This is a genomic window from Isoptericola croceus, from assembly GCF_029382255.1.
In the GTDB taxonomy this organism is placed as follows: domain Bacteria; phylum Actinomycetota; class Actinomycetes; order Actinomycetales; family Cellulomonadaceae; genus Isoptericola; species Isoptericola croceus.
In genome coordinates this window covers 25780-50226 of record NZ_JARLLG010000014.1, presented here as the reverse complement: position 1 = coordinate 50226, position 24447 = coordinate 25780, and the positions used below count along the sequence as shown (strand labels likewise).

Below are 24447 nucleotides of genomic sequence, written 5' to 3'. Positions count from 1 at the left end.
ACCCTCGTGACCAGCTCCCTTGCGGGACCCGGGGCCACCAGCCCCGGGTTCCATCCCGTGATCGTCGGGTCCGACATCGGCGTGTACGGCCTGACCCGTTCCTTCCACGAGCAGTTCGGGCTGCGGACCACGGTGGTGGCCTTCGCCGAGCCCGGCCCCATCGCGCACTCGCAGCTCATCGACACGGTGCTGTCGGGCACCGCGCCGGCCGAGATCGTCGCGACGCTGGAGCGCGTGGCCACCGAGCGCCGCGCCGCCGGCCACCGCGAACCGATGCTGCTGCAGTCGAACATGGACTGGGTCGTGCGGATCCTCGCCCACCACCGCACGGTGCTCGAGACCGCCGGGTACGTCCTGCCGTACGCCGACGTCGACCTGATCGACCGGATCTGCGACAAGGCGGAGTTCTCGGCGGTGTGCACCGAGCTCGGCATCCCGACGCCCGACACCGTGATCCAGGACTTCGCCACGGCTGCCGACGACGGCTGGCGGCCCGAGCCCGTCGCCTTCGACTACCCGGTGATCGCCAAGCCCGCCTCCAGCGCGGACTACCACGAGGCGCGGTTCGCGGGGAAGAAGAAGATCTACGAGATCGCCTCGCCCGACGAGCTCGACCAGCTCTGGTCGTCGCTGCGCGGTGCGGGGTTCCGCGGCCGCTTCCTCGTCCAGGAGATGATCCCGGGCGACGACACGCAGATGCGCTCGGTCACCACCTACTCCGACACCTCCGGCCGCGTCACGCTGCGCTGCTCGGCACAGGTGCTGCTCGAGGAGCGCACGCCCGCGGCGCGCGGCAACCCGTCCGCGATGATCGTCGAGCCGATCGATGAGATCCTCGACGCCGCCCAGCGGATCTGCGAGCACACCGGATGGCGAGGCTTCGCGAACTTCGACGTCAAGCTCGACCCCCGTGACGGCGTCTACAAGTTCTTCGAGCAGAACCCGCGCATCGGCCGGAACAACTACTACCTCACCGCGGGCGGGCAGAACCCGACCGAGGTGCTGGTGGACGACGTGATCCACGGACAGCACCGGGAGCGCGTCACCGCTCAGCGCGAGGTGCTCTACGCCGTCGTGCCGCACCGGCTGCTGCGCCGGTACGTGCTCGACGAGGGCCTGCGCGCCCGGGTCGTCGGGCTGATGCGCACCGGCCGGACCGTGCACCCGCTGCGGTACTCCGCCGACGCCAGCCCGCGCCGCCGGCTGTACGTGCTGACCGCTCTGGTCAACCACGTGCGCAAGTACCGGCGCTACTACCCGGCCAGCGCGCTGAAGGCCAACTTCGCGGCCGCGCAGCGAGCCGTCGCGTCGCGGCCCTCGGCCGGACGGAGGGTCCGATGAACCGCCGGCTGCAGCCCGTCGTCCTCGGTGGCGACATCGGGGCCTACTCGCTGGCCCGCACGTTCCACGAGGCCTACGGCGTCAAGCCGGTCGTCGTCTCGGGGATGTCCACCGGGCTGGTGCGGCACTCGCGGATCCTGCACCACGTCGCCGAGCCGCGCATCGACGACCCGGACGCCATCGTGGCGCGCCTGCGCGAGATCGCCGCGCAGCACACCGACGCCGATCTCATCGTCATGGGTTCCGCCGACTGGCTCGTGCGCACGCTCGTGGAGAACCGGGACCGCCTCGAGGACCTCTACACGGTCCCGTACGTCGGCGCCGACCTGCTCCTGCGGCTCACCGACAAGGAGGGGTTCGGCGACCTGTGCGCCGAGCTCGGCATCGCCCACCCCACCACCGTCGTCCATGACGTCGCGGCCGGCGGCGAGCCCGACACGTCCGGCCTGACGTTCCCCGTCATCGCCAAGGCCGCGAGCACCGCCGCGTACCACGACGTCGAGTTCGCCGGGAAGAAGAAGGTCTTCCTCGTCGAGACCCGCGCCGAGCTGGTGGCGCTGCTGGAGCGGGTGCGTGGCGCCGGGTACACCGGGTCGTTCGTCATCCAGGACTACATCCCCGGTGACGACTCGGGCATGCGGATCCTCACCTGCTACTCCGACACGGACGGCAAGGTGCGGTTCTCCGCGTTCGGCCACGTGCTCCTCGAGGAGCACACGCCCGGGGCGCTCGGGAACCCGGCCGGCATCATCACCCAGGTGCAGCCCGAGGTCGTCGAGCAGGCCACGCGTCTGCTGGAGCACGTGGGCTGGACGGGCTTCGCCAACTTCGACCTGAAGTACGACCCGCGCGACGGGCGGTACGTCTTCTTCGAGCTCAACCCGCGCCTGGGCCGGTCGAACTTCTACATCGCGGCCGCCGGGGCGCACGCGGTGAAGTTCTCCGTGCACGAGCACCTGCGAGGGCTCGACCCGGACCCGCGCGCCGTGCTCGGGCCGGAGGTACCGCTGTCACCGACCGGTGAGCTCGAGGCCCGCAGCCTGTACACCGTCCTGCCCGGACCTCTCCTGCGGCGGTACGTGCTCGACGGTGACGTGCGTGCCGAGGCACGACGGCTCGCCTGGCGGCGTCGGTCCACCAACCCGTTGTGGTACCGGGCCGAGACCGACCCGCGTCGCCTCGCCTACCTGTGCGTCGCCCAGCTCAACCAGTGGCGCAAGTACGGCCGTCACTACCCGCTGGCCGAGGCGCGACGCCTGGCGTGGAAGGGCTCGGCGTGAGCGACGCCGTCGTCGGGGACGAGGAGGGCCAGGCGCCGCCGGTCGGTGTGATCGGCGGCGTCGGCCCCCTCGCCACGGCCTACTTCCTGCAGCGGGTCGTGCAGCTCACCGACGCCGAGCGCGACCAGGACCACGTGGACCTCGTGGTGCTCAACCACGCGACGGTGCCGGACCGCACGGAATTCGTCCTCGGCCGCTCGACGCTCGACCCGGGGCCCGTCCTCGCGCGCGACGCCCGTCGGCTCGAGCGCTTCGGCGTGAGCTTCCTGGTGATGCCGTGCAACACGGCGCACTACTTCACCCAGCAGGTGATCGACGCCATCACCGTGCCGTTCGTCTCCATCGTGGACGTCACGGTGGCGGCCGCGCGGCGCCGGGAGCCGGGGCTGACGAAGGTCGGCCTGCTGGCCACCGCCGGGACGGTCGCCTCGGGGGTGTACGCCGACGCCTTCGCCGCCCACGGGATCGAGGTCGTGACCCCGTCGGCGGAGGACCAGGCCCGTGTCAACGCCGTCATCTACGACCAGGTGAAGGCGGGTCGGCCGGCGGACGCGGACGCCCTGCGTGCCGTGGCCGCACGGTTGGCCGCGCGGGGGGCCGGGGTCGTCGTGCTCGGGTGCACCGAGCTGTCGGTCGCCGCGGTCGACCACCAGCTGCTCGACGAGCCACCGTTCCTGGACTCGATGGACGAGCTCGTGCGGGCGACGATCACCCGCGCCGGTCATCGCGTGCGCCGGCCCTCCGGCGGCACCGCTCAGCCGAGCTCGGACGTGCCCGCGTAGAGGTGCAGCACCGGCACCTGCAGCGTGTCGCGGGCCTTCGAGGCCCAGTCGGTGTGGAAGGTGTCCTCCACGGCGTGCGGGTAGGTGACGACGACGATCTCCTGCGCACCGGTCGCGACGGCCGCCCGCAGGGCCGGCAGCGGATCGTCCTGCGTGACCTCGCCCTGCGCCGTGACCCCGGCCGCGCGCAGCAGCTCGACGGACTCGACGACCTGTTCGGCGGCCGTCGTCGTGGCCTGCTCCGGGTTCGGCTCGCGCCCGAGGAGATCGTCCCAGGCCGCGCGCAGCTCGAGCATCCCGAGGTGGTCCAGCACGGAGGCCACCACGTTGTGCTCGGTGTCCGCGGGCACGAGCACCCGGTAGGCGACGTCCTCGTCCGGGTGCAGGGACGTGATGTGCTCGACGTCGGCCGAGGTGAGCGCGTCTTCGGTCAGGACCACGACGGTCCAGGGTGCGTCAGGCATGCCAGCAACCTACGGCACCGTGGTGGTCGGTGCCCAGCCGGCGGCCGCTCGGTGCCGCAGGTCCCAGCGGGCGAGGAGGGTGCCCGACGGCGCCGCGAGCAGGTGCGCGAGCCGCGCGGGCCGGGGCGGTCGCACCGGAAGGTCGCCGTCCTGCTGCCCGTCGGCGACGATCCGTCCCGGCCCTGCGCCGACGAGCTGTGGCGCGGTCGTGAGGCACAGCTCGTCGACGAGCCCCGCCCCGAGCATCGTCGCGAGCAGGTGCGGCCCGCCCTCGCACAGGACCCGGCCCATCCCACGCTCGGCGAGCGCGGCGACGCCGGCCGCCAGGTCGACCGTTCCGTCGTCGTCGGCCACGACGACACGGTCGGCGCCGACCGCCGCGGCAGCCGCCTCGGCACCCGTGCTGCCGGTCAGGACCCAGGGGAGACGCGGCCCGTCCAGCACGGTGCCGGGGACCCGTCCGCTCCGCGTGACGAGGGCGAGCTCGAGCGGCCCGGGTGCGAGGTGGGCGAGCCCGCGAGGTCGGTCCAGCGCGGTGTAGGCCTCGGCGCGTGCGGTGCCGGCACCCACGAGGACGACGTCCGCCAGGGCGCGCAGCACCCGGAACACCCGCCAGTCGGCCTCGTCGTTGATGGAGCCCGAACGGCCGTCGTCCCCCCACGCCCCACCGTCGACGCTGGAGACCATGTTCACCCGCACGTGCCGACGTGCCGGCGGTGCGTAGATCGTGGCCAGCCGCTGCTCGGACGGGTCGGGTGCCAGGACCTCCGGGGCGGGCAGGAGCATGTGCAGCGGTGGGGTGTCGGAACTCACAGCGGTCAGCGTACGTGGCGCACGTAGGCTGGAGGATCGTGACCGCAGTCCAGTCCTCGGCCCACCGTGCCACGTCTCGCGATGCCGACCAGGCTCCGGGGTCCCTGGTGTCGGTGCGGCCCTCCGTGTCGCCGCGCCGCCTCCTGACGGATCTCGTCCCTCCGCGGCACTTCGACGGCGCGCGCTTCGCCACCTACCGTGCGAACCCCGAGCACCCGAGCCAGGCCACCACGCGCGCGCGGCTCGAGGAGGTCGCCGCCACGATCGCCGCTCCGGCGCCCACCGGGCTGCGCGCCCTGCTCGGACGCCGTCGGACGGCCCCGGCGGTCTACATGGACGGTGGGTTCGGCGTCGGCAAGACTCACCTGCTGACGTCGCTCGCGCACGCCGTGACCGAGGCGTGCGGGGAGGGCAGCGCCGCGTACGGCACGTTCGTGGAGTACACCAACCTGGTGGGTGCGCTCGGCTTCCTGCCCACCGTCGACGCCCTGGCCACGCGCAGGCTGGTCTGCATCGACGAGTTCGAGCTGGACGACCCGGGCGACACGGTGCTGATGTCTCGCCTGCTGCGCGAGCTCGCCGACCGCGGCGTCGCGCTCGCTGCGACGTCGAACACGCTGCCCGACGCTCTCGGGGAGGGCCGGTTCGCCGCCGAGGACTTCCTGCGGGAGATCCAGGCGCTCGCGGAACGCTTCGAGGTGCTCCGGGTCGACGGCGAGGACTACCGCCATCGCTCCGTGGTCACGGACGCCGATCCGGTGCCCGGTGCAGCGGTGCGTGCGGCCGTCGAGGCGAGGCCAGGATCGGTGCTCGACGATTTCGAGGACCTGCTCGCGCACCTGGCCACCGTGCACCCCAGCCGGTACGGCGCGTTGCTCGACGGCGTCGAGCTCGTCGCGCTGACCGGCGTCCGACCGGTCACCCGCCAGGAGGTGGCACTGCGCTTCGTCGTCCTCGTCGACCGCCTGTACGACCGGGACGTCCCGGTGCTGCTGGCGGGGATCGACGGGTCCGGCCAGCGAGCGCTGTTCACCGACGAGATGCTCCGCGGCGGCTATCGCAAGAAGTACTTCCGGGCCCTGTCCCGGCTCGGCGCGCTCGCGCAGGAGGGGCGTCGCCTGACCGACGTCTGAGTCGGTCAGCCGCGTTCGTCACCTGTCGGTTCGGAGTCGGTCCGGAGCACCACGACGGCGCGGCCGGGGACCTGCAGCCTGTCGGCGAGCAGGTGCGTCCCGGCGCGGTCCCAGGACGCGGCGATCCGCCACGAGCTCGCCGGGGTGGTGAGGTGGCGCTCCAGCTCGATCTCGACGGGATCGAGCGCGGTGACGAGCGCCAGCGCGCTGCTGCCCCGGCGAGCGACCAGCACCCCGGGGCCGGAGCTCAGCTCGACGGGCTGGGCCAGGTCCGCGAGCGACGAGGGGCGCAGCGTCAGCAGGTGCCGGGCCCAGCCCACGAGCCGTTCCGCCCCGGCATCGTGCTCCGACACCGGGACGTGCTCGGTGTCGAGGACGAGCGGGGTGCCGACGAGGATGGCGAAGGCGAGCAGCGCGGCCCGGTCGTCGATGCCGGTGCCGTCCGCTGCGGGGGTGCGCGCCACGGCGGGCGCGTCCTGGAGGTGCGACCAGGGCACCGTCCGGGCGGCGGCCGGGAGCCGCGTGAGGTCGCCGACGAGCGCGGAGGCCGAACGTGCCGTCGCCCGGTCGGCACGGCGACGTGCCGACGGAGGGCGCGTCGGCGTGGTGCCGGGTGGGAACACCGAGTCGGCCAGGTGGCGCAGGACGTCGACGGACGCCGCCCGGCCTCGTTGCGCCAGGATCTGGTGGACCGCGGTCGTGAGCCGGTCGCTGCGGCCCGGTCCGTCCGCGAGCAGGGTGCGCGGCCGGCCGGACTGCGCACCGATGTCGTGGGCCATGTCGGCGAGCTCAGCGAGGAACGGCACCGCGGAACGATCGACGAGTGCCTCGACGTCGAGGAGCAGGCCGTCGACGTGGTACTCGTCCAGCCAGCGACGCGCGTCGGCGATCAGGAAGTCGCGTGCCCCGCGGCTGCCGGACGCGTCGAGGTTGATGCGGGGGGCGTCGTCGTCGCCGGGCGCGTCGGCGCGCGGGCCGAGGCGTGAACCTGCGGCGTAGGGGCCGAAGGCGTGCAGTCCGAGTGCGTCGGCGGCGGCCCAGCGGTGCGGCAGGTCGAGCACGACCGCCAGCCCCGCCTGGTGCGCGGCGTCGACGAATCGCTGGAGTGCGTACGGGCCCCCGTAGGGTTCGTGGACCGCGAAGATCCGCACGCCCGCCTCGGGGCCGGCTCGCTGGTCGAAGGCGGCCACGGGTGCGAGCTCCACGCCGTCGACGCCGAGACGCGCGAGCTGGGGAAGCAGCGCGGCCGCGGCGTCGAGCGTGCCTTCGGTCGTGAAGGTCGCGACGTCGACGTGCAGCAGCACCCCGCGGCCGAGGTCGGCTCCGCGCCAGGCGTGGTCGTGCCACGTGAAGTCCTCGTCCAGGACGCGGCTCGGTCCGTGCAGGCCCTGTGGCAGGAGCGTGCTGCACGGGTCCGGCAGCGCGGGTCCGCCGTCCACCGAGAAGGCGTAGTCGGTCCCGGGGGCGAGGTGGTCGTCGGCGCGCCAGTACCCCGGCTCGTGGGCGCCCACGAGCCGCATCGGGCGGCGTTCTGGGGGACCGTCCGGCCGGGGGAGCACCACCTCGACGGTGTGTGCCCGGGGCGCCCAGACGAATGGTCGACGCCCCGGCCAGCGTTCCCTCGTCCGCGGCTGCGGTGCACGGGTACCGGGAGCGAAGGCCGCCTCGTCGGGAGGATCGGCTGCGGTCACGCCCGACACCATAGTCCTGTCCGTGGTGACGGGTGGGACCGGTCCGCTGGCGCGTCGGTCACCGCGGGGAGCGATCGCAGGCGACGGTGTGACGAACCGGTGGCGAACCGGTTCGCGTTCAGAAAAAAGTGTGCCAAGCGAGGGCGAACGAGTCCACTCGCTGGTAGACCTGAAACATGAGCAGAGACCAGGGAGAGGGCAGCCCGAAACGGGGCAGGCACCTCCTCGACGAGTCGATCGCGTCACAGGCTCGGATCGCGCCTCGACGTCGGTCGCGCACGGACCCGCACGGAGACCCGCGGGTGGGAGGGGACGCCAGCAAGGCTCCCACCTCGCTGTCGCAGGCAGAACGACACCCCCACGAGGGAGCCTCGAGCGGGCACTCCTGGGACGACCCCGACGAGCTCTGAGGTGCTCAGCGCGGTCTGCGGTCCGCCCCGACCTCGATCAGCCGGGGCATGCCCGCCGGCGCCACCTCACTGACGGCGAGGTAACGAGCCTCCGCCCGGTGCAGGCGGATGTGTTCGTCCAGCGACCACTGCGGCCCGTTGCGCAGGACCATGCCGCACGAGCAGTCGATCTCGACCGTGCCGTCGTCGTGATGACGTGCCTGACCGACGGTCACGTGCGAGGCCCGTGCGCGCACCTTGGCGCGGTGCATAACGGCGGAGACGGCGGGCGGGCTCTCGGCGCTGCGGTCGGGTTCCACGTCGGCGAGCCTACCGGCCCGTCGATCACGGGTGCGCGGCAGGCAGCGGCTCGTCGGGGCACGTGGACAGCACCCGCTCCATGGCGTCGCCCTCCGGCGCGGTGACCCACAGCTCGTAGCGCAGCTTGACGGCGACCTGGCGGGCGACGTACTCGCAGCGGTACCCGTTGTCCGGGGGGAGCCACGTCGCGGTGTCGCCGTCGCCCTTGGCCCCGTTCGTCGGGCCGTCGACGGCGAGCAGGTTCAGCGGGTCGTTCGCCAGCTCGCGGCGTGCCTCGTCGTCCAGCGCCTGCGCGCCCTTCTGCCAGGCGTCGGAGAGCGCGACGACGTGGTCGATCTGGACCGCGCTCGAGGTGGTCCGTCCGCGCCGGAAGTCGATGTCGGTCCCGGTGTACGGGTCGGCCAGCTCTCCGGTCAGGACCACGCACTCGCGGGTGCCCGACTCGTAGGTGACGGCGGTGAGGTCCCGCGCGAGGATGTCGTTGCGCGTGTCGCACCCGTTGCGGTCGACGTCTGCCCAGGCGGGGCCGAACTCGTCCCGGTCGTAGCCGGTCTTCGGGGCGCGGCCCTTGACGGCGAGATCGTCCAGGGCCGCCAGCGCGGTCCCCGGGGCGGCCTGCTCGACGTCGGTACCGAGCACCAGCGAGGCGAGGGGGCCGTCAGCGATCCGGGCCAGGTCGCCGAACGTCACGGCTCCCGCGACGACGAGGACGACGACGGGGATCGCCAGTCGCAGGAAGCGGCGGGGACGGGCAGGGCCGTCGGAGGACGAGCGGGGCAAGGGCGTCTCCTTCGTGAGGTTCGCCCGTATTCTGACAGAGCGGCGGGCCGGTTCCGCACAGCGCCCGCGGAGCACGACGAAGGCCCCAGACCGATCGGTCCGGGGCCTTCGTGGGTGGTGGGCGATACTGGGATGGTCCAGGTCGCCCGGCTACGGCGCACCACCACGATCACGGGCAAGAACAAGCACGTCGAGGTCGTCTACCTCGTGACCAGCGCCCAGGCGGCCGCCGCGCCGCCGGCGACACTTGCCGCCTGGGCACGTGGCCACGATCCATGCCCGGTGCGCAGATTCACCCATCAACCGACGCTGGCGAATGGGTATCGCGTCCGAAGCGGTTCCGGTCCTGTGTTCCTAGCGTCTTCTGTATGACGACCCAGAGCGCGACGGACGAGGCGACGGCCGCCTTCCGGGACGCGCAGCAGCGAGTTCTCGACCGCTACCAGGTGCCGGCACAGTCCCGGTTCGTCGACGTCCCCTCGATCAGCGGGCGGGCGCAGGTGCTCGTGACAGGAGAAGGGCCGCCGCTTCCGCTGGTGATCGGCGGCGCGATTCCGGCCGTCTTCTGGGCGCCGTTGATGGCGGAGCTCTCCGGCCACACGCTCTACGCGATCGAGCTGCCGGGCAATGGCCTCACCGATCCGGTCCGCTACCACCACACCACATTCCGGCGCACCGCTGTCGCCTACCTGGCCGACATTCTTGACGCGCTCGAGATCGGCCCGGGGCCGTTCGTGACCCAGTCGATGGGCTCGCTGTGGACCACCTGGCTGGCATGGGAGCAGCCGGGGCGGGTGCGCTCGCAGGTGATGATTGCCTGCCCGGCGTTCTTCCTGGACACCTCCGCCATCCTGCCGTGGCGGCTGGTGTCGATCCCCGCCCTCGGCAAGCTGCTGCTGTCGTTGCAGAAGCCCTCGGTCAAGGGAGCCGAACAGATCATCCGCATGGTCGGCGAGGACCCGGTCGGCCTCGACGAGATCCGCGACGTCATGGTCGCTGGCCAGCTGATGCCGCACCGCCGACGGGACCTCGTCGGGTTGATGCGGTCGGTCATGAGCTGGACCTGGCCGCGGCCCAAGGTCGCGGTGACGGCTGACCAGTTGCGAAGGATCACGCACCCGGTGCGGCTCGTCTGGGGGGAGCAGGACGGGTTCGGCTCGCCCGACGCCGGACGTCGCGCCGTCGAGCACATGCCGGACGCCGACCTGCACGTCATGCCCGGCGGTCACGCTCCCTGGCTGCATCGGGCAGGGCAGGTCGCCGCGCTCACCCACGAGTTCCTCGACACGCATTGATCACCACCACCCATCACCGGAGGAGATCCAGATGACCACGCAGCACATCGAGACCCTGATCATCGGAGCGGGCCAGGCCGGCCTGAGCACCGGCTACCACCTCAAGCAGCGCGGTCGCGAGTTCCTGATAGTCGACGGCAACGATCGGATCGGTGACAACTGGCGCTGCCACTACGACAGTCTGCGGCTCTTCACCCCGGCCTGGCTCAACTGCCTTGACGGCCTCGACTTCCCCGCCGAGGACCGGTGGCACTTCCCGACCAAGGACGAGTTCGCCGACTACCTCGAGCTCTATGCCCTCACCTCCGACCTTCCGGTCCGGATGCAGACCCGGGTCCAGCGGCTGTCCCAGCGTCCCGATGGCGGCTACATCGTCGACCTGGGCGGCGATCAGATCACCTGCGACAACGTCGTGCTCGCCGTCGGCAGCTTCGGTCGTACGCCGGTGATGCCCCCGTTCGCCGACGACCTCGACCCGCGGATCCGGCAGTTGCACTCGGCCGACTACCACTCGCCCGAGCAGCTCCTCGACGGCCCCACGCTGGTGGTGGGCGCGTCGCACAGCGGGTTGGACATCGCCTACGAACTGGCAGCGAGCAGGCCGGTCACGATGGTCGGACCCAGCCGCGGAGCCATCCCGTTCGAGTGGGGAACCAGACTGTGGAAGCTGGGGATGCCGATGATCAGCTTCGCTTTCCAGCACGTCCTCACTCGGTGCACTCCATTGGGCCGCAAGGTGATGGGCCAGACGCGCCACCACGGCGCGCCGCAGTTGCGGGTCAAGGAACGCCATCTGGTGGAGCGCGGGGCCGAGTGGGTCCAGGAGCATGTGGCCGGCGTCGACACCGACGGTAGGCCTGTGCTGGCGGACGAGCGGACCTTCGACGTGGCCAACGTGATCTGGTGCACCGGGTTCCGGCACGACTGGCGCTGGGTCGACCTACCGGTGCCGATGGCCGACGGCTGGCCGGTGGAGTTCCGCGGGGTGGTCGAGGAGATCCCCGGACTCTTCTACTGCGGCATGTGGTTCCAGTACGCGTTCTCCTCCGGCGAGGTGCACGGTGTCGGACGCGACGCGGCGTACCTCGCGAAGCAGATCGTCGCCCGGGCAGCCGCCAAGGCTCCGGTCGCCGCGTGAGGTGTCGGTGATGTCGACCCAGCACATCGACTCGCTGATCATCGGTGCGGGTCAGGCAGGCCTCGCTACCGGGTATGAGCTCCAGCGGCGCGGCCGGGAGCTACTGATCGTGGACGGCGTCGAGCGGGTGGGCGACAGCTGGCGCCGTCACTGGGACTCGCTGCGACTCTTCACTCCCGGGCGATACAACAGCCTGCCCGGGCTCCCGTTTCCGGGCGGGTCTTGGCAGTTCCCCGGCAAGGACGAGGTCGCCGCCTACCTTGAGACCTACGCCTTGGTGCATGCCCTGCCGGTGCGGCTGCGCACCCGGGTCGATCGGTTGGAGGGCCGGGTCGAAGGAGGGTTCACCGCGCACCTGGGAGCCGAGACGATCACCTGCGCGAACGTCGTCGTGGCCACCGGGGGCAACGGCTGCGTGCCGCGCGTGCCCGCCTTCGCGGGGCAGCTCGACCCCGGCATCGAACAGCTGCACTCGAGCCAGTACCAGCGCCCCGACCAGCTACCGGCCGGCCCCACCTTGGTGGTCGGGGCAGCCAACTCCGGCTGCGAGATCGCCCACGAGCTGGCCGCCGACCGTCCGGTGACGCTCAGTGGCCGGGACCCCGGCCACGAGCCGTTCCGTCCCGGCTCGCGGGCGGACCGGGCGTTCGTGCCGGTCTTCGTGTTCCTCGCGCGGCACGTCCTCACCCGGCGCACTCCGATGGGCCGCAGGATGATGCGCCACTTCCGCACGCACGGCATCCCGGTCGGACGCGTCCGGGCGAAGGACCTGGCCGACCGGGGGGTCACTCGGCGCGAGGCCCGCGTCGTCGGCGTCCGTGACGGGCGGCCCATGCTCGCCGACGGCACCGTCCTCGACGTGGCGGCCGTGGTGTGGTGCACCGGCAGCGCGCCCGCCTTCGGCTGGATCGACCTCCCCGTCGTCGGGGACGACGGCTGGCCCCGCGAGTACCGCGGCGTTGCCGAGGACGTTCCCGGCCTGTACTTCTGCGGGCTGCTGTTCCAGTACGCCGTCGCGTCCTCCGTGCTCCCCGGTGTCGGCCGCGACGCGTCCTACGTCGCCCAGCACATCACTGAACACACGAGGGCCCGCGAAGCGATCGCCGCGTGAGGACTGCTACCGCAACCAGGAGGTTCGTCATGTCCGTCAGAATTGACCAGAACGCCGGGTCAGGCGCCGAAGCGGTAGCGCCCACGCCGGGGAGGTGGGCCGCCATCTCGACGGGGCTTCGGCCCGGTGCTGCTGCTCGCCGCCTTTCTGTGGCGGTGCGGACATGGAGGCCACTCAGGCGGCCCTGAAGGAGTGGCTCCTGGTGTTCCTCTTCGGCGGGTCGCTGGTGTTCCTCCTCGGCTGAGTCGCCTTCGCCGTGGCCGTGATGCGCACGCGTCCCCTGGGAGGAAGGCTCGACGGCGTGGTCGCCGGCGCGCTGGTCGTGTTCGCTCTCGCCCGCCTGGTGCCCATCGGCGCGGTCCAGTTCTACGTGCAGTCCGCCGCTGCGCTGGTGGCCCTGCTGCCGCCGGCCGTCGGTATGTGGGAGCGGACGAAGACCCCGGGTTCGTGAAACCGCATCGGTCCGGGGCCTTCGTCAGTATCATCGCTGGGGTGGGCGTGATCGAGGATCTACGACGTGCGCGCGAGGCCTACGAGCGACGGGAGTGGGTGTCGGCGTACCAGGCGCTGTCGGGCCTAGGCGACACAGAGCTCGAGCCCGACGACTTCGTGGCGCTGGCGACCGCCGCTTTCCTGCTCGGTCGCACCAACGACGTGGTGCAGGCCCTGCAGCGGGCCTACCAGGCCAAACTCGAGCTGGGCGACGTGCCCGGCGCGGTGCGCGTTGCCTACTGGCTGACCGCCACACTGTGGGGCGCCGGCGAGGTCGCGGTCGGCAACGGCTGGCTCTCGAAGGGCCAGCGCCTGCTTGACGACCTCGGTGAGGACGTCGTGGAGCGGGGTTACCTGCAGGAGCGTGTCACGCTCGGTCACATCATGAAGGGCGAGTTCCCCGACGCCCTGCAGGCGGCCCCCGAGGTCACCGAGTACGGCCGACGCTTTGGAGACCAGGATCTGTTAGCGGTGGGCCTGCACATGCAAGGCCGGCTCTCCATCTTCTCGGGGCGCGTCGCCGATGGGCTGCGCCTGCTCGACGAGGCGATGATCTCGGTCGTGGCCGGCGAGGTGTCGCCGATCTTCTCCGGGGTCGTCTACTGCTCGTCGATCGAGGCCTGCCAGGAGATCTCCGACTTCGGCCGGGCAGGCCAGTGGACGCACGCCCTCACGAACTGGTGCGACGCGCAGCCGGGCCTGGTCGCGTTCACCGGTCAGTGCGCCGTCCACCGGGGGCAGCTGATGAAGCTGCACGGCGCCTTCGACGACGCCGTTGCCGAACTCCACCATGCGGCGGCGCGGTATGCAGAGTCCGGCGCAGGTCCGGCGGTCGGGCTGGCGTACTACGAGCGGGCCGAGGTGCATCGGCTGCGCGGCGAGCACGACGCCGCCGAGGCCGCCTACGACCAGGCTGCGCAGCACGGGCACCCGGCCCAGCCCGGGCGGGCCCTGCTGTGGCTGGAGCGAGGGCGTCGTGATGCCGCGGTGGCCGCTGTCCGACGGCTGCTCACCGAGCGGCAGGACCCGGTGCACCGCTCACAGGTGCTCCCGGCCGCCGTCGACGTGCTGGTCGAGATCGGCGAGCCTGACGAGGCGGCTCCTCTCGTGGAGCAGCTGCGTGACATCGGCGCATCGTTCGACTGCACCGCGTTGCGGGCCGCTGGCTGCTACGCGGACGCGAAGGTCGCGCTGGCCCGGGGAGACGCCGAGTCGTGCCTCGCCGGCGCGCGTCACGCGCTCGACCGCTGGCACCGGCTCTCCGCGCCGTACGAGGCGGCGCGGAGCCGGGTGCTGGTCGGCCGGGCGCTGCGTCTGCTTGGCGATGAGGATTCCGCAGTCGCGGACCTCACCGCTGCGCGCACCACCTTCGCCGAACTCGGTGCGAAGCCCACGGAGCGGGAGGTGGCCGACCTGCTCGGCGAGGGAGAGGCGCCTGGAGGCCTCAGCCCGCGGGAGGTTGAGGTGCTGCGGCTGGTGGCCGCGGGCAAGAGCAACCCGGAGATCGCCGAGGAGCTGGTGCTGTCGCAGAAGACCGTGGCCCGGCACCTGTCCAACATCTTCACCAAGCTCAACGTCGGCTCCCGCACCGCCGCCGCCGCGTTCGCCTACCAGCACCGGCTGGTGTGAGCGTAGTAGTTGGAAGCGCGCTCAGTTCGGCATTGAGCGCGGACAGCGGCAGTAGTGCGGTTGGCACGTGCGCCCCCTCACTCGATGCTGGTGATCGTTCTCCGGATGATCGTAGGGACGTCATCCCTTGCCGGGACAGGACGTTGCCGAAGCACACCTCAGGCGCCGGAGCTGAGTGGATCGCCGCAGGGCGATCCACTATCGGTGCAGTTGTCCCGGATCCGACACCCCAGCGGAACGCCGGCGTCCCTCGCCGTCAGCACGACGAGGGCGGCCTTGCCCCTCGGCGGCCTTGGGGGATGAGGGCGGCCAGACGGGCCGCCACCGACCCAGGAGAAGACCAAGGCTGCCACCATTACCCGCAAGCTCGTGTCGCTGACCGACGCGGCCGACATGCTCGCGGTCTCGACGAAGACCGTGCGCCGGTACATCGCCGACGGGCACCTCGAAGCCGTACGGCGCGTGCGCAAGACGCTGCGGATCAAGCTCGATTCGATCGAGAGGATCTGAATCGCCCTGGGTTTGATGGAGGCTCTGGTGTGTCCCGCGTTCCGTGGAGGCGGATTACTGGATTCTTGTGCCACCTGACCTTGTAGGAGGGGCCTCGTGGGACGTCGTGGGTATCCGCCGGAGTTCCGGCGCAAGGTGTTGGACCTGCTCGAGTCGGGCCGGAAGGTCGCGGACGTGGCGCGCGATCTTGAGATCAGCGATCAGACGATCTACTCCTGGCGGCGCCAGGACCGCATCGACAAGGGCCTTGACCCGGGCCTGACCAGTGGGGAGAAGGCCGAGTTGACCGCGGCCAGGAAGCGGATCGCCGAGCTGGAGACCGAGCTGGCGATCCATCGGCGCGCGAGCGCGCTGCTGGGGAAGGTGGTGCCCCCAAAAGGCGGTTCGAAGCGATCGCGGTGATGGCCGACGAAGGCCTGCCGGTCCAGCCCGCGGCGCGGGTGCTGGGGTGTTCGGAGTCGGGCTACTACGCCTCGCGGGTGCGGGCACCGTCGGCCCGTCACGTGCGGCACGCCCTGCTGACCGAGACCATCCGCACCATCCACACCGCGTCGCGGGGCGTCTACGGCGCCCGGCGGGTTTATGCCGAGCTGACCAAGGGCCACGGGGTCCAGGTCTGGCGCGGCACTGTGGAGATGCTTATGGCCCGTGCCGGCCTCAAGGGCGTGGGCGGGCGCCCGAAGTGGCGTCGCGCCCGCCCGGACCTGGTCTCCACCGACCTGGTGGATCGGCAGTTCGCCCGCGAGAGAGTCGACGAGTTGTGGGTCACCGACTCCCGCCGTGCATCCCACCCGGGAAGGCAAGGTGTACTGCACCGTCGTGCTCGACGTCTGCTCGCGGCGAGTGGTCGGGTGGTCGATCGACTCCTCGCCGACCGCTGCCCTGGTCACCAACGCGCTCGGGATGGCCATCGAGAACCGCCGGCCACCGGCCGGGACGATCATTCACTCCGATCACGGAGTCCAGTTCGGATCCTGGGCCTTCACCACCCGGGCCAAGGAGTCGGGCCTGGTGCCGTCGATGGGATCGATCGGCGACTGCTACGACAACGCCGTCATCGAGAGCTTCTGGTCCCGCATGCAGGTCGAGCTCCTGGACCGACGCCGCTGGCGTACACGCCTGGAGCTCGCCAACGTGATCTTCGAGTACCTCGAGATCGTCCACAACCGCCAGCGCCGGCACTCCGCCCTCGGCTGGCTTACACCCGTAGAGTTCGAGAGCACAGCAACGATCACCGTGGCCTAGATTCCAGCAATCTGACTCCACGGAAGCCGGGGCACACCAGTCCTCGCCGAGGTGCGCTTCACCCTGACGTCAACGCTCGGACTCGAAGGCACAGGAGTCTGGTTCCAGGGGCATGAACCGACGGGTGTTCTGACCATCGAGGGCCAGTTCGACGCTGCCAGCGGTTCGGGCACAGTCAATTTTTCGCTGAGCGATCCGTCGGGCCACGATGCTGCGGATGTCGCGCCTACCGTTGAGTTCGGTGGTGCACTTGCGCACCCCAACCGCATCCAGGTCGCTGGTAAGTACGGCTCCTTCGAGGACCTCCAGGATGGCCTGGCCGGTGAGCCACTCATCGCTCCGTTCACCACTCGATACATAAGCGCTCTCGCGACTCTTCAGGCGCATACATTTAAGCCGATTAAGATCCCTGATCTGAAGGCCGAAGCCGGTGACGACGCAGAGTCGGTGATCCATGCCGCGAAACTACTCAGCGGGCAGACGATCGTAGGCACATGGTCCCAAATGGAGATCTCTGGCGTTGGCGCATTGGATGGTCACTACCAGCTCGAAGTCATCAGGCCTCTGACGGTCACGATCGGTGGTGACCGACTCACTTTCGGAGCAGTCCAGCACGAGTTGCAGTCGGCAGGAGTCACCGACCTCGGCGACGGACGCCTACGAGCGGTACCAAATCTGAACGACACTGTCCATCTGAGGCACGCTCCCAACGAGTCGGTTCCGCCAGAGGATCAAGTGCCTGTCCGTTCCCGTCCAGCGCCTCCAGCCCCGGCCGGATAGAGGCTTCCGGTTCCGCCTCGGCCGGCTGGTATCCGAAACGAGCGGAACTCTAGGCCGGGCAGTCAGGCCTTGACCGGCCTTCGACGGATGCCAGTCCGGCAGTCGATCCGCCAGGCGTGGGTAGACTTCGTTGTTATCGATAATGAGGTCGTCCGATCGTGAGCGCTAGTCCCCTGTTCCAAACATTCCAATGAAAGCCTGCAGGTTATCGATGGCGGTTTCCGCTACATCCACAGCAATAGTGTCGACTGCACGACCATGCATGACATCATTTCTCTTATCGGAAACATTCCTGTACGCCGTCTTTAGATCATTTGCATTTCCTTGGATTGGCAGCACCCTCGCAATGGCCTTGATCTGCCGGTATCGAGAAGGTGCCTTTTCAACGGCCGGCCAGTCGACCTTGTGGGCCATCTCTGGAAACTGCTTCGCGAGAATATCCTCCGCCTCACTGTAGATACTGGAGCCAGTAAGTACAGCCGCACCGTCGGCCGCCGACATCTCGGTCAGTTCGTACAATTTCTCGTCGATAAGCGCCTCGATAGCGACATTCGCCCAAGCAACCGCGTCGAAGCTCCTCCCTGCTCTCAACGCACCTAGAGCATATGCCCGAGCAGCTTCCCACGGCCGAGGTGCTGTCAATGAACCGAGGTCGACTTCGATCGAATCCGCGTCAAGAACAGTGATTCTTGTACTATTCATTGGCATGAAGGTCATGTGATATGCGCTAGGCGCATCAACCGTGCCGACCATGAAATGTATCTGCTTAACGTCCGCAGGCAACGGGAGCCACTGTCCCGATAGTTCGTCGGGGCTCTTCGTGGCAAGTGAGACGAGCACTGCTCGCACCAGGTCCGCCGACAACTTGCCCAAGGCTGGCGACTCGTCACCTGGAAGATCCCCAATCTCGTACTTGGGCACGGAAGCAGTCCAGTCAATTAGCCCGGAGGCAACCACAACGATCTCGGAAGCGCCGACGCTCCAGGCCCCTGGACTACTATCTTCAATATCCGCGGGTTGTGCGCCCTCAAACTGAACCCCGCCAGTCGGCGACGGAGATGGCTTAATTGTGACCCTCGCAATAAGCCCTTCGTACTCGACGGCTACCGATGTTTCTCTCCGCGTAAGCGGATGTGGGAGCGAGAACCGCAAAGTCGATCGGAGTTCGTCATTGGCGCCCGGCATCATTTGCCGGGCATTCTCAAGCTCTTGCAGTGCCGAATCACCGCTCGGGGGTGCGGGCAGTGCCGATTCGATCTCGGACATCTCGGCGAGGAGCGCGGCAGATTCAGTCACCGGCCAACCAACGACGGGCTTGTAGCCGAACTCAATTGCCACACGGCGTTTCATGATACTGGCTCCTAAGCGTGCCGAGCGAGCGCTGCCCGCCCCATCCGCGAGTTTGAAAGCTTCGAGGATGCGAGGAGCTGCCTCCGCTCCGGCAGAGTGGACTCCCGGATAGATCGCTTGACCGAACCGCCCGAACGCTTCCCAAAGAAAAAGTTCTGTCGGATCTCCCGCACCGACGAAGGACTGGTTACCGGCGCGTTCGAGTGCGAGGAAGGCGTCAAGAATCTCCTTATCGCCAACGGATGCAAACACGGCAGATGACTGAAGCGCCGCAGGCGTTGCTTCCCTAAACCCATCGCGGATCAGTCGGTTCGCCTCGGCTAACTTCATCACGCGGCACCTGGTTCACGTTGGGATCGATCGTTCATGTCCAGCCAGGCCTGCTCGTAGTCGTCGAACCGGTGCAGTCGAATGGTCTGGCTCTGCCAGTTCCCGAGAATCAGCAGATAAAGCTCGCCGCCGATGTAGATCCGGTCCTCCGCTGGACGCACGTTCTGTTCGGCCCGGACACGTTGGGCGAGCGCCACCCAACTGTCGTCGTCGACAGGCACCTCGAAGTCTCCTTCAGGCCAAGGGTTGATCGCGAAGCCTGGTTCCTCGTGTCGCTCTGACTCGAAGTCCTCGGCCGAGCGATACACGTAGCGAACGAGTCGATCGGAGTCCGTGGGGTAGCCGAAGTGGTACATCGTCGTTGTCGGAACCTCGTCGATCTCGTACTCAGAAATGACTTGTGACCAGGTCAGGCGCAGCGCCTCGGGTGCGAACTCCTTCACCATTTCGATGTCTGTGGCGAGCAGGGAACTACGGAGGTACTCATTCCACCGGCCACCGAAATTGCCCACGCCCGTGTTTGCGATCGCCATGTTGATGTGTGGAACGGCCCATGCCTTGGATTGGAAGATGAGGGGTTCACCCCCGCGTGTCGTGGCGAGGGTGTCGGTCATGATCAGTGCTGAGTATTCTTGGTGGTGGAAGCTGAGCAGGATCAAGGAGCGTCTCCTAGAATCGTGGACCTGGTTGGCGCGCTACTGTTGTCGGATTTCGTCGTCGCGCATGCCTGCTGCGAAAGATCCGATCGTTAATACCCGGTTCACGATGCGTTGATCGACCGGTGGCCCGGCAGGTCCGTAATAGTTCTCGACTACGCGGATTGCTTCAGTCGCGAGGATGATCGGAATCATCAGGTGAGCGATGACCATGGAGTTCGCGTGAGGACCGGCCGAGACCCGTCCAAGGCCGAGGGCGAAACGCAGCACAGGCCGCTCTTGCGCATGGACCGCTGACGACAAAACCCTCCATGAGTCCTGGTGCCCGCCACCGATGGCGTCGCGAAGGACGTCATCGAGCCGACGACGCGGATGCAGAAACCAGGTCTCCTTCTGCTTCCCGGTCTTCTTGTCGGTCATAGTGTCGCGATCGAACCCGTCTTTGAGTGCTGCCGCGATGAGCAAATCGCGCTCGGCTTCTGCGTCCTTGCGCTCCTCGGCGTCATCACGGGCGTCAGCAATCTCCTGTCGCAGTGTCTCCAATCGGATATTTGCCGCGCGGAGACAGCGCTCTCGCTCGTCGATCGAGTCATTGAGCAGGAAATCGAGATGTACCGATGCGTCGAGCAGCACTCGGGCCAGGGCGAGCAGGGAACGCGAGGGGCCACTCGCTTGGGCCATCCGACCAAGGCCGAGAACATGGTCGCGAACCGCCGTGGCGTACCCGTCCGCCACCTCGAGGACCAGGCGGTTCTCGCCGTTGACATTGATGCACGTTCGGTCCGAGCCATCACCGCGTGCTCCGCGTCGCGGCACCAACACCGAGCCCTCTACAGGCGGAAGCTCGCCGGCCCATATAGAGGCCACGAGCGCGGTGTGTAATTTGGTCAGAGCGTCGCCCACCTCGGCGAAGCCCGGGCGGGCTGCAGCGACGGCGCGCCCTCGCTCAGCCCTCCGATGCAACTCCCGTGCGGCCTTGTCTGGGTCGTCCCGTATCAGTGCCGCCCAGTCCGTCATGTTGGGAAGCGTACGGTCTACCACTGACACTGACGGTGGCATCCGTCGGGGACGACGTCTCCACCCGGCTTCGGCTTCCCGCTCACCCGTGGCGCATATGGCGCGACCCGAAGGTTGACCAGCGGTGACCAGGTCCACGCCCTGATCTCGTCAGCCCGAGAGCCACGCATGACACCAGGTCTCACTCCTGGCCTTCCGAAGGGGGAGTGTCCGATGAACGGCTCTGTGGCACTTTCGGTGGTCGGGCGGCACAGTCAGGCGAGCAGGATGCGGTGGCGTAGGAGGTCGAAGCCAGCGCGGCCGTACATTTGGCGTTTGATCATCTTGGTGCGCGTGTTGACGCCCTCGGTGCGTCCGTTGTGGTGCGGCAGGGTCAGGGCGGCGTCGACGGCGTCGCGGTCCTGGTCCAGGCCGCGGGTGTAGGAATGCAGGTGTGGCAGGTCGGCTGCCTGGGCTCGCGCGGTCCAGGCATCCAGTGCGGGCGCGTTCGCCTCGTCGGGTGTGAGTAGGGCGGCGAAGTCGCGCACGAGCCCGGCCAGGACGGTCATCTCGGGGCAGGCGCTGGTGAGTGCGGCGAGGGTCGCGGCCTGGGAATCTGTGATCCGGTCGGGCCTGGTCAGCAGTAGCCGGGCAGCGCGACGGGATGACAGGTGGGGCTGGTCGTCCAGGTGGCGACCCTGGTTGAGATAGCGGTAGAGCAGGTTCTGGCTGCCGGTATAGCCGAGGTCGCGGATCTCGGCGAGCAGCCTGCTCACCGGGATGCTGGGTTCTTCCTGGCGGCGCTGGCGCAGGTGGTCACGGTAGGGGTCGACCAGGGTGGGCCGGTACTTCGGGACACGTGCGATGCGTTCGGGCTCGGCCGCGCGGGCGTAGCGTTTGACGGTGTTCAGCGCCAGGCCGAGGCGGCGCGAGCAGTCCAGCAGCCCGACACCGGCGTCAAGCAGCTCGTGCACCTGGTGCCAGCGTTGCCGGGTGGTCTCGGCGAGCCGGCCGGTACGCATCCCGGTCCGGCCGTCGCGGCCCAGCAGGCACTGTGTGCAGCGACCTCCTTGCCGACCGCGTCGGCCAGACCGTGCCACAGGTGCCACCGGTCAGCGACCTGCACGGCACCGGGCAGCGCGTCACGGACGGCTTGGGCGTAGGCGGTCGAGCCGTCACGGCACACGATCTCGACGCCCGGATGATCGCGCAACCAGGCGGTGACGATCTTCGCGCCCCGGCCGGGCAGCATGTCGACCCGCCGCCCGGTGGTCGCGTCGATCAGCACGGTCGCGTACTCGCGGCTGCGCCGCAGGGCGAAGTCGTCGATCCCCAGCACCCGAGGCACCGCCACGACCGCCAGCGGCAGGTGGCGCAGCGTGCGCAGCGCGGTGTCCTTCGAGGAGCAGACCCCGACGGCATTCAGCGCGCGCACGCCGGCGCGGCCGGCGAGCTCACGCACCACACCCCCGAACTGAGCCGTCAACCGGGTCGTGCGCCGCTGATACCGCTCCAACAGGCCCGGGACCTGCTCGCGAAACGTGCGCTGCTCGCACCCGGACACCTCGCAGCGCCGACGACGCACCCGCACCCCGACGCGCACCGGACGACCATCGACCGGAACATCGGCCACCACCCGCTCGTGATACGCGTGCACCCGCCCACTCGGCGTCCCGCAAGCGGGGCAGGATGCCGTGCTATCCCTCGTGCGGGCGGCGACCACGACCGCCTCACCCGCGTCCTCGACGCCCTCGATCACCAGCGCCGACAACCCCGCGAACACCGTCCTGACCAGCACCTTCACATCCAGCACGGCGCCCGATCATCCCATACCCCTCATAGGAGACGAACCGACCACCGAAAGTGCGACAGAGCCGTTAATCAGACAGGCCCCCTCCTGTCCACACCAGTGGGTTAGCGGCCAGAACGTGTGGATGAGATCGCTGGGCAGGCGCGTGATCTAGCGGCTCGCAGGGTGTGGTCATGCTCCGGGACCCTTAGGCGTGACGGGTGCTGGCAATACGACGCGGTGCGGTGTATGCGCATCAAGGCTGGTCAAGAACGGGAAGACAGCGGCTGGGACGCAGCGGTGGATCTGCCGCAAATGCGGTTCCTCGAGCGTGCGACGGCGCCCGGACGTGACCCGGGCAGCGCAGCTCGACGTCTTCATCGCGTGGCTCATGGGCTCCTCAGCTCAGGCCCAGTACGGCTCCTCGGCGCGCACCTTCCGGCGCACTCATGCATGGTGCTGGAACGTCGACCCGGTCATCGGCGTCACCGGGGAGATCTACGACGAGGTCCAGGTCGACGGCACCTACCTGTCCGGCGGTTGGTGCCTGCTGCTCGCGATCAACGCGACCACCGGCACCGTCATCGCCTGGCAGTGGTGCGATACCGAGAAGACCGCCGCGTGGGTCGCCCTGCTGGAACGCATCCCGCCACCTCGGGTCGTCGTGACAGATGGCGGATCCGGCCTCGCCTCCGCCATCAAGGTCTGCTGGCCGCACACCCTCGTGCAACGCTGCCTGGTGCACGTACAACGCAACGTGCGCCGCGAGGTGACCACCCGCCCTCGCACCGACGCAGGCCGCGCATTGCGGGCCATCTCCTTGGCCCTGACCAGGATCAGGACCCGAGAGCAGGCGGCCGCGTGGGAGGTGCGCCTGCACGAGTGGCACCAGGTCTACGGCGAACTCATCAACACCAAGTCCTACCTGCGCGACACCCGGCTGCGACCTGCCTGGGCCAGATCGAACGCGACCTGGTGGTGGGCCCACGACCGGCTCCGGCGCGCCTACCGGCTGCTCGAACGCCTCACCCGCCAGCAGGTGCTGTTCACCTACCTGCGCGATGACCTCGACGGACTCGGGATCAACTCCACAACGAACTGGATCGAGGGCGGTCGCAACGCCGGGATCAAGGATCTCCTGCGCCGCCATCGGGGCATGACGTCCGACCACCAGCGCCGCGCGATCGAGTGGTACTGCTACCTGCGCTCGACCAAGCCGGCACCGCCGTCGTCACTGGTCCGGCCCGAGCACTGCAAGCCCGCACCCACCGCCGTCGTCATCACCGACAACGACCCGACGCCGGGCGACTACGGCACCACCGCGACCGCCGACGAAGGACTCTGGGCCCGAACAGGCTGGGCCGGACGAGCACACTGATGACCCGACGACACGCCCGAGCCATCCACACCTTTTGGCCGCTAGCCCACACCAGTCCACCAGCACCAGACATGCAAGAGACCCTCTGACCTGCGAATTCGCTGGTCAGAGGGTCTTGCCGTGCTGGTGGGCGATACTGGGATCGAACCAGTGACCTCTTCCGTGTCAGGGAAGCGCGCTACCGCTGCGCCAATCGCCCGTGGAGCGGATGACGGGACTCGGACCCGCGACATCCACCTTGGCAAGGTGGTGCTCTACCAACTGAGCTACATCCGCACGGCCGGGTACGTGCTCCGGGGATCGCTCCCCGGCGTTCCGGCGCCTGTGGAACATTACTGGACCTGCACGGCGCTGGTCCAATCGCCCGGGGTGTGACCTGCGCCTCTACGGCACAGGGCCGGCGTCAGGCGGACTGCCGTGCCGCGATGCGTGCCTGGACGTCGGGGCGACGCAGGGGAGGCACGGTCTGGGGCGGTTGTCGGCGGGCGGGCAGCCCGTCGAGCAGGCGGGTGACGATCGCGGCGATCTCGGTGGTGGCCTCTTCGCACGGCTCCCGGGACGCCGGCGCCGCGTTCGACGCGACGCCTGTGACCTTGCGGACGAACTGGGCCGCCGCGGCCTCGATCTCCTCGGGTGTGGCGGGCGGCTCGAGGCCGCGCAACGTGGTGATGTTTCGGCACATGCTTGTGACGGTACGCCGCGCAGCACCGGGACGCACGAAGGCCCCGGACCGATCGGTCCGGGGCCTTCGTCG

General features: G+C 69.3%; 22 protein-coding genes, 2 tRNA genes and 2 pseudogenes. 14 read left to right on the top strand and 12 right to left on the bottom strand.

Annotated elements, in window-relative coordinates; translation table 11 throughout:
- Window positions 1–6 precede the first annotated feature (6 nt).
- From PZC42_RS20005 to cuyB, 3 genes are read left to right on the top strand one after another with little or no spacing between them, the layout of a single operon-like run.
- Window positions 7–1341 (top strand): carboxylate--amine ligase, encoded by a 1335-nt coding sequence (locus PZC42_RS20005; protein WP_277213721.1) that lies wholly within the window; start codon window positions 7–9, stop codon window positions 1339–1341.
- Window positions 1338–2621 (top strand): carboxylate--amine ligase, encoded by a 1284-nt coding sequence (locus tag PZC42_RS20000; protein WP_277213719.1) that lies wholly within the window; start codon window positions 1338–1340, stop codon window positions 2619–2621. The genes PZC42_RS20005 and PZC42_RS20000 overlap by 4 nt, the downstream gene beginning before the upstream one ends.
- Complete coding sequence (cuyB, locus tag PZC42_RS19995; protein WP_277213717.1) at window positions 2618–3403, top strand: cysteate racemase; 786 nt, start codon at window positions 2618–2620, stop codon at window positions 3401–3403. The genes PZC42_RS20000 and cuyB overlap by 4 nt, the downstream gene beginning before the upstream one ends.
- Here the strand turns inward: cuyB and PZC42_RS19990 are convergent.
- Together PZC42_RS19990 and PZC42_RS19985 are read right to left on the bottom strand one after the other, a co-directional pair.
- Complete coding sequence (locus PZC42_RS19990; protein WP_277213715.1) at window positions 3376–3867, bottom strand: hypothetical protein; 492 nt, start codon at window positions 3865–3867, stop codon at window positions 3376–3378. The two genes, cuyB and PZC42_RS19990, sit on opposite strands and share 28 nt — an antisense overlap.
- A gap of 9 nt (window positions 3868–3876) precedes the next feature.
- A complete protein-coding gene (locus tag PZC42_RS19985) occupies window positions 3877–4680 on the bottom strand; it encodes a dihydrofolate reductase family protein (protein WP_277213713.1) in 804 nt (267 codons plus the stop codon).
- A 38-nt stretch (window positions 4681–4718) separates the two neighbouring features.
- On the opposite strand from PZC42_RS19985, the gene zapE reads away from it, so the two are divergent.
- Window positions 4719–5813, top strand: a complete 1095-nt coding sequence (zapE, locus tag PZC42_RS19980) for a cell division protein ZapE (RefSeq protein WP_438802976.1) — start codon at window positions 4719–4721, stop codon at window positions 5811–5813.
- A gap of 5 nt (window positions 5814–5818) precedes the next feature.
- Here the strand turns inward: zapE and PZC42_RS19975 are convergent, their stop codons facing one another.
- On the bottom strand, window positions 5819–7504 hold the full coding sequence (locus tag PZC42_RS19975) for an alpha-amylase family protein (RefSeq protein WP_277213712.1): 1686 nt from the start codon (window positions 7502–7504) through the stop codon (window positions 5819–5821).
- 176 nt (window positions 7505–7680) lie between these two features.
- On the opposite strand from PZC42_RS19975, the gene PZC42_RS19970 reads away from it, so the two are divergent.
- Entirely contained in the window at window positions 7681–7914 is a 234-nt protein-coding gene (locus PZC42_RS19970; protein ID WP_277213710.1) for a hypothetical protein, read from the top strand.
- A gap of 5 nt (window positions 7915–7919) precedes the next feature.
- On the opposite strand, the gene PZC42_RS19965 is transcribed toward PZC42_RS19970, so the two are convergent.
- Both PZC42_RS19965 and PZC42_RS19960 read right to left on the bottom strand, forming a co-directional pair.
- Complete coding sequence (locus PZC42_RS19965) at window positions 7920–8213, bottom strand: hypothetical protein (protein ID WP_308199849.1); 294 nt, start codon at window positions 8211–8213, stop codon at window positions 7920–7922.
- A gap of 25 nt (window positions 8214–8238) precedes the next feature.
- Window positions 8239–8994, bottom strand: coding sequence for an HNH endonuclease family protein (locus tag PZC42_RS19960; protein ID WP_306575858.1), 756 nt, complete (start codon window positions 8992–8994; stop codon window positions 8239–8241).
- Window positions 8995–9362: 368 nt separating this feature from the next.
- On the opposite strand from PZC42_RS19960, the gene PZC42_RS19955 reads away from it, so the two are divergent.
- The 8 genes and pseudogenes from PZC42_RS19955 (at window position 9363) to PZC42_RS19920 (ending at window position 17194) form a co-directional block, all read left to right on the top strand.
- On the top strand, window positions 9363–10289 hold the full coding sequence (locus PZC42_RS19955; RefSeq protein WP_277213709.1) for an alpha/beta fold hydrolase: 927 nt from the start codon (window positions 9363–9365) through the stop codon (window positions 10287–10289).
- Between the two features lie 31 nt (window positions 10290–10320).
- Complete coding sequence (locus tag PZC42_RS19950) at window positions 10321–11427, top strand: flavin-containing monooxygenase (protein WP_277213707.1); 1107 nt, start codon at window positions 10321–10323, stop codon at window positions 11425–11427.
- A 10-nt stretch (window positions 11428–11437) separates the two neighbouring features.
- Window positions 11438–12538 carry a flavin-containing monooxygenase gene (locus tag PZC42_RS19945; RefSeq protein ID WP_277213705.1) on the top strand — a complete coding sequence of 367 codons (1101 nt, stop codon included), beginning with the start codon at window positions 11438–11440 and terminating at the stop codon, window positions 12536–12538.
- Between the two features lie 265 nt (window positions 12539–12803).
- Window positions 12804–12989: a hypothetical protein gene (locus PZC42_RS19940; RefSeq protein WP_277213703.1), complete on the top strand. Its 186-nt coding sequence runs from the start codon at window positions 12804–12806 to the stop codon at window positions 12987–12989.
- Window positions 12990–13030: 41 nt separating this feature from the next.
- Window positions 13031–14659 (top strand): LuxR C-terminal-related transcriptional regulator, encoded by a 1629-nt coding sequence (locus tag PZC42_RS19935; protein WP_277213701.1) that lies wholly within the window; start codon window positions 13031–13033, stop codon window positions 14657–14659.
- Window positions 14660–15028: 369 nt separating this feature from the next.
- Window positions 15029–15169 (top strand): helix-turn-helix domain-containing protein, encoded by a 141-nt coding sequence (locus PZC42_RS19930; protein ID WP_277213699.1) that lies wholly within the window; start codon window positions 15029–15031, stop codon window positions 15167–15169.
- A 96-nt stretch (window positions 15170–15265) separates the two neighbouring features.
- Window positions 15266–16414, top strand: a pseudogene (locus PZC42_RS19925) (IS3 family transposase).
- 51 nt (window positions 16415–16465) lie between these two features.
- On the top strand, window positions 16466–17194 hold the full coding sequence (locus PZC42_RS19920) for a hypothetical protein (RefSeq protein WP_277213697.1): 729 nt from the start codon (window positions 16466–16468) through the stop codon (window positions 17192–17194).
- 165 nt (window positions 17195–17359) lie between these two features.
- Here PZC42_RS19920 and PZC42_RS19915 read toward each other — a convergent pair whose 3' ends face one another.
- The 4 genes and pseudogenes from PZC42_RS19915 to PZC42_RS19900 form a co-directional block, all read right to left on the bottom strand.
- A complete protein-coding gene (locus tag PZC42_RS19915) occupies window positions 17360–18874 on the bottom strand; it encodes a hypothetical protein (protein WP_277213695.1) in 1515 nt (504 codons plus the stop codon).
- Window positions 18874–19533, bottom strand: coding sequence for a hypothetical protein (locus PZC42_RS19910; protein WP_277213694.1), 660 nt, complete (start codon window positions 19531–19533; stop codon window positions 18874–18876). Before PZC42_RS19910 ends, PZC42_RS19915 begins: the two co-directional genes overlap by 1 nt.
- A gap of 36 nt (window positions 19534–19569) precedes the next feature.
- Window positions 19570–20547: a hypothetical protein gene (locus PZC42_RS19905; RefSeq protein WP_277213692.1), complete on the bottom strand. Its 978-nt coding sequence runs from the start codon at window positions 20545–20547 to the stop codon at window positions 19570–19572.
- Between the two features lie 254 nt (window positions 20548–20801).
- Window positions 20802–22339 (bottom strand): annotated as a pseudogene (locus tag PZC42_RS19900) (ISL3 family transposase).
- A 190-nt stretch (window positions 22340–22529) separates the two neighbouring features.
- On the opposite strand from PZC42_RS19900, the gene PZC42_RS19895 reads away from it, so the two are divergent.
- Window positions 22530–23693, top strand: a complete 1164-nt coding sequence (locus PZC42_RS19895; protein WP_277213690.1) for an IS1249 family transposase — start codon at window positions 22530–22532, stop codon at window positions 23691–23693.
- A gap of 124 nt (window positions 23694–23817) precedes the next feature.
- Here the strand turns inward: PZC42_RS19895 and PZC42_RS19890 are convergent.
- The 3 genes from PZC42_RS19890 to PZC42_RS19880 all read right to left on the bottom strand — a co-directional run bounded on the left by PZC42_RS19890 (window position 23818) and on the right by PZC42_RS19880 (window position 24375).
- Window positions 23818–23892: transfer RNA gene (locus tag PZC42_RS19890), tRNA-Val, on the bottom strand.
- 1 nt (window position 23893) lies between these two features.
- Window positions 23894–23969 (bottom strand) — tRNA-Gly (locus PZC42_RS19885).
- 127 nt (window positions 23970–24096) lie between these two features.
- Complete coding sequence (locus PZC42_RS19880; protein WP_277213689.1) at window positions 24097–24375, bottom strand: DUF2277 domain-containing protein; 279 nt, start codon at window positions 24373–24375, stop codon at window positions 24097–24099.
- Between the last annotated feature and the right edge of the window lie 72 nt (window positions 24376–24447).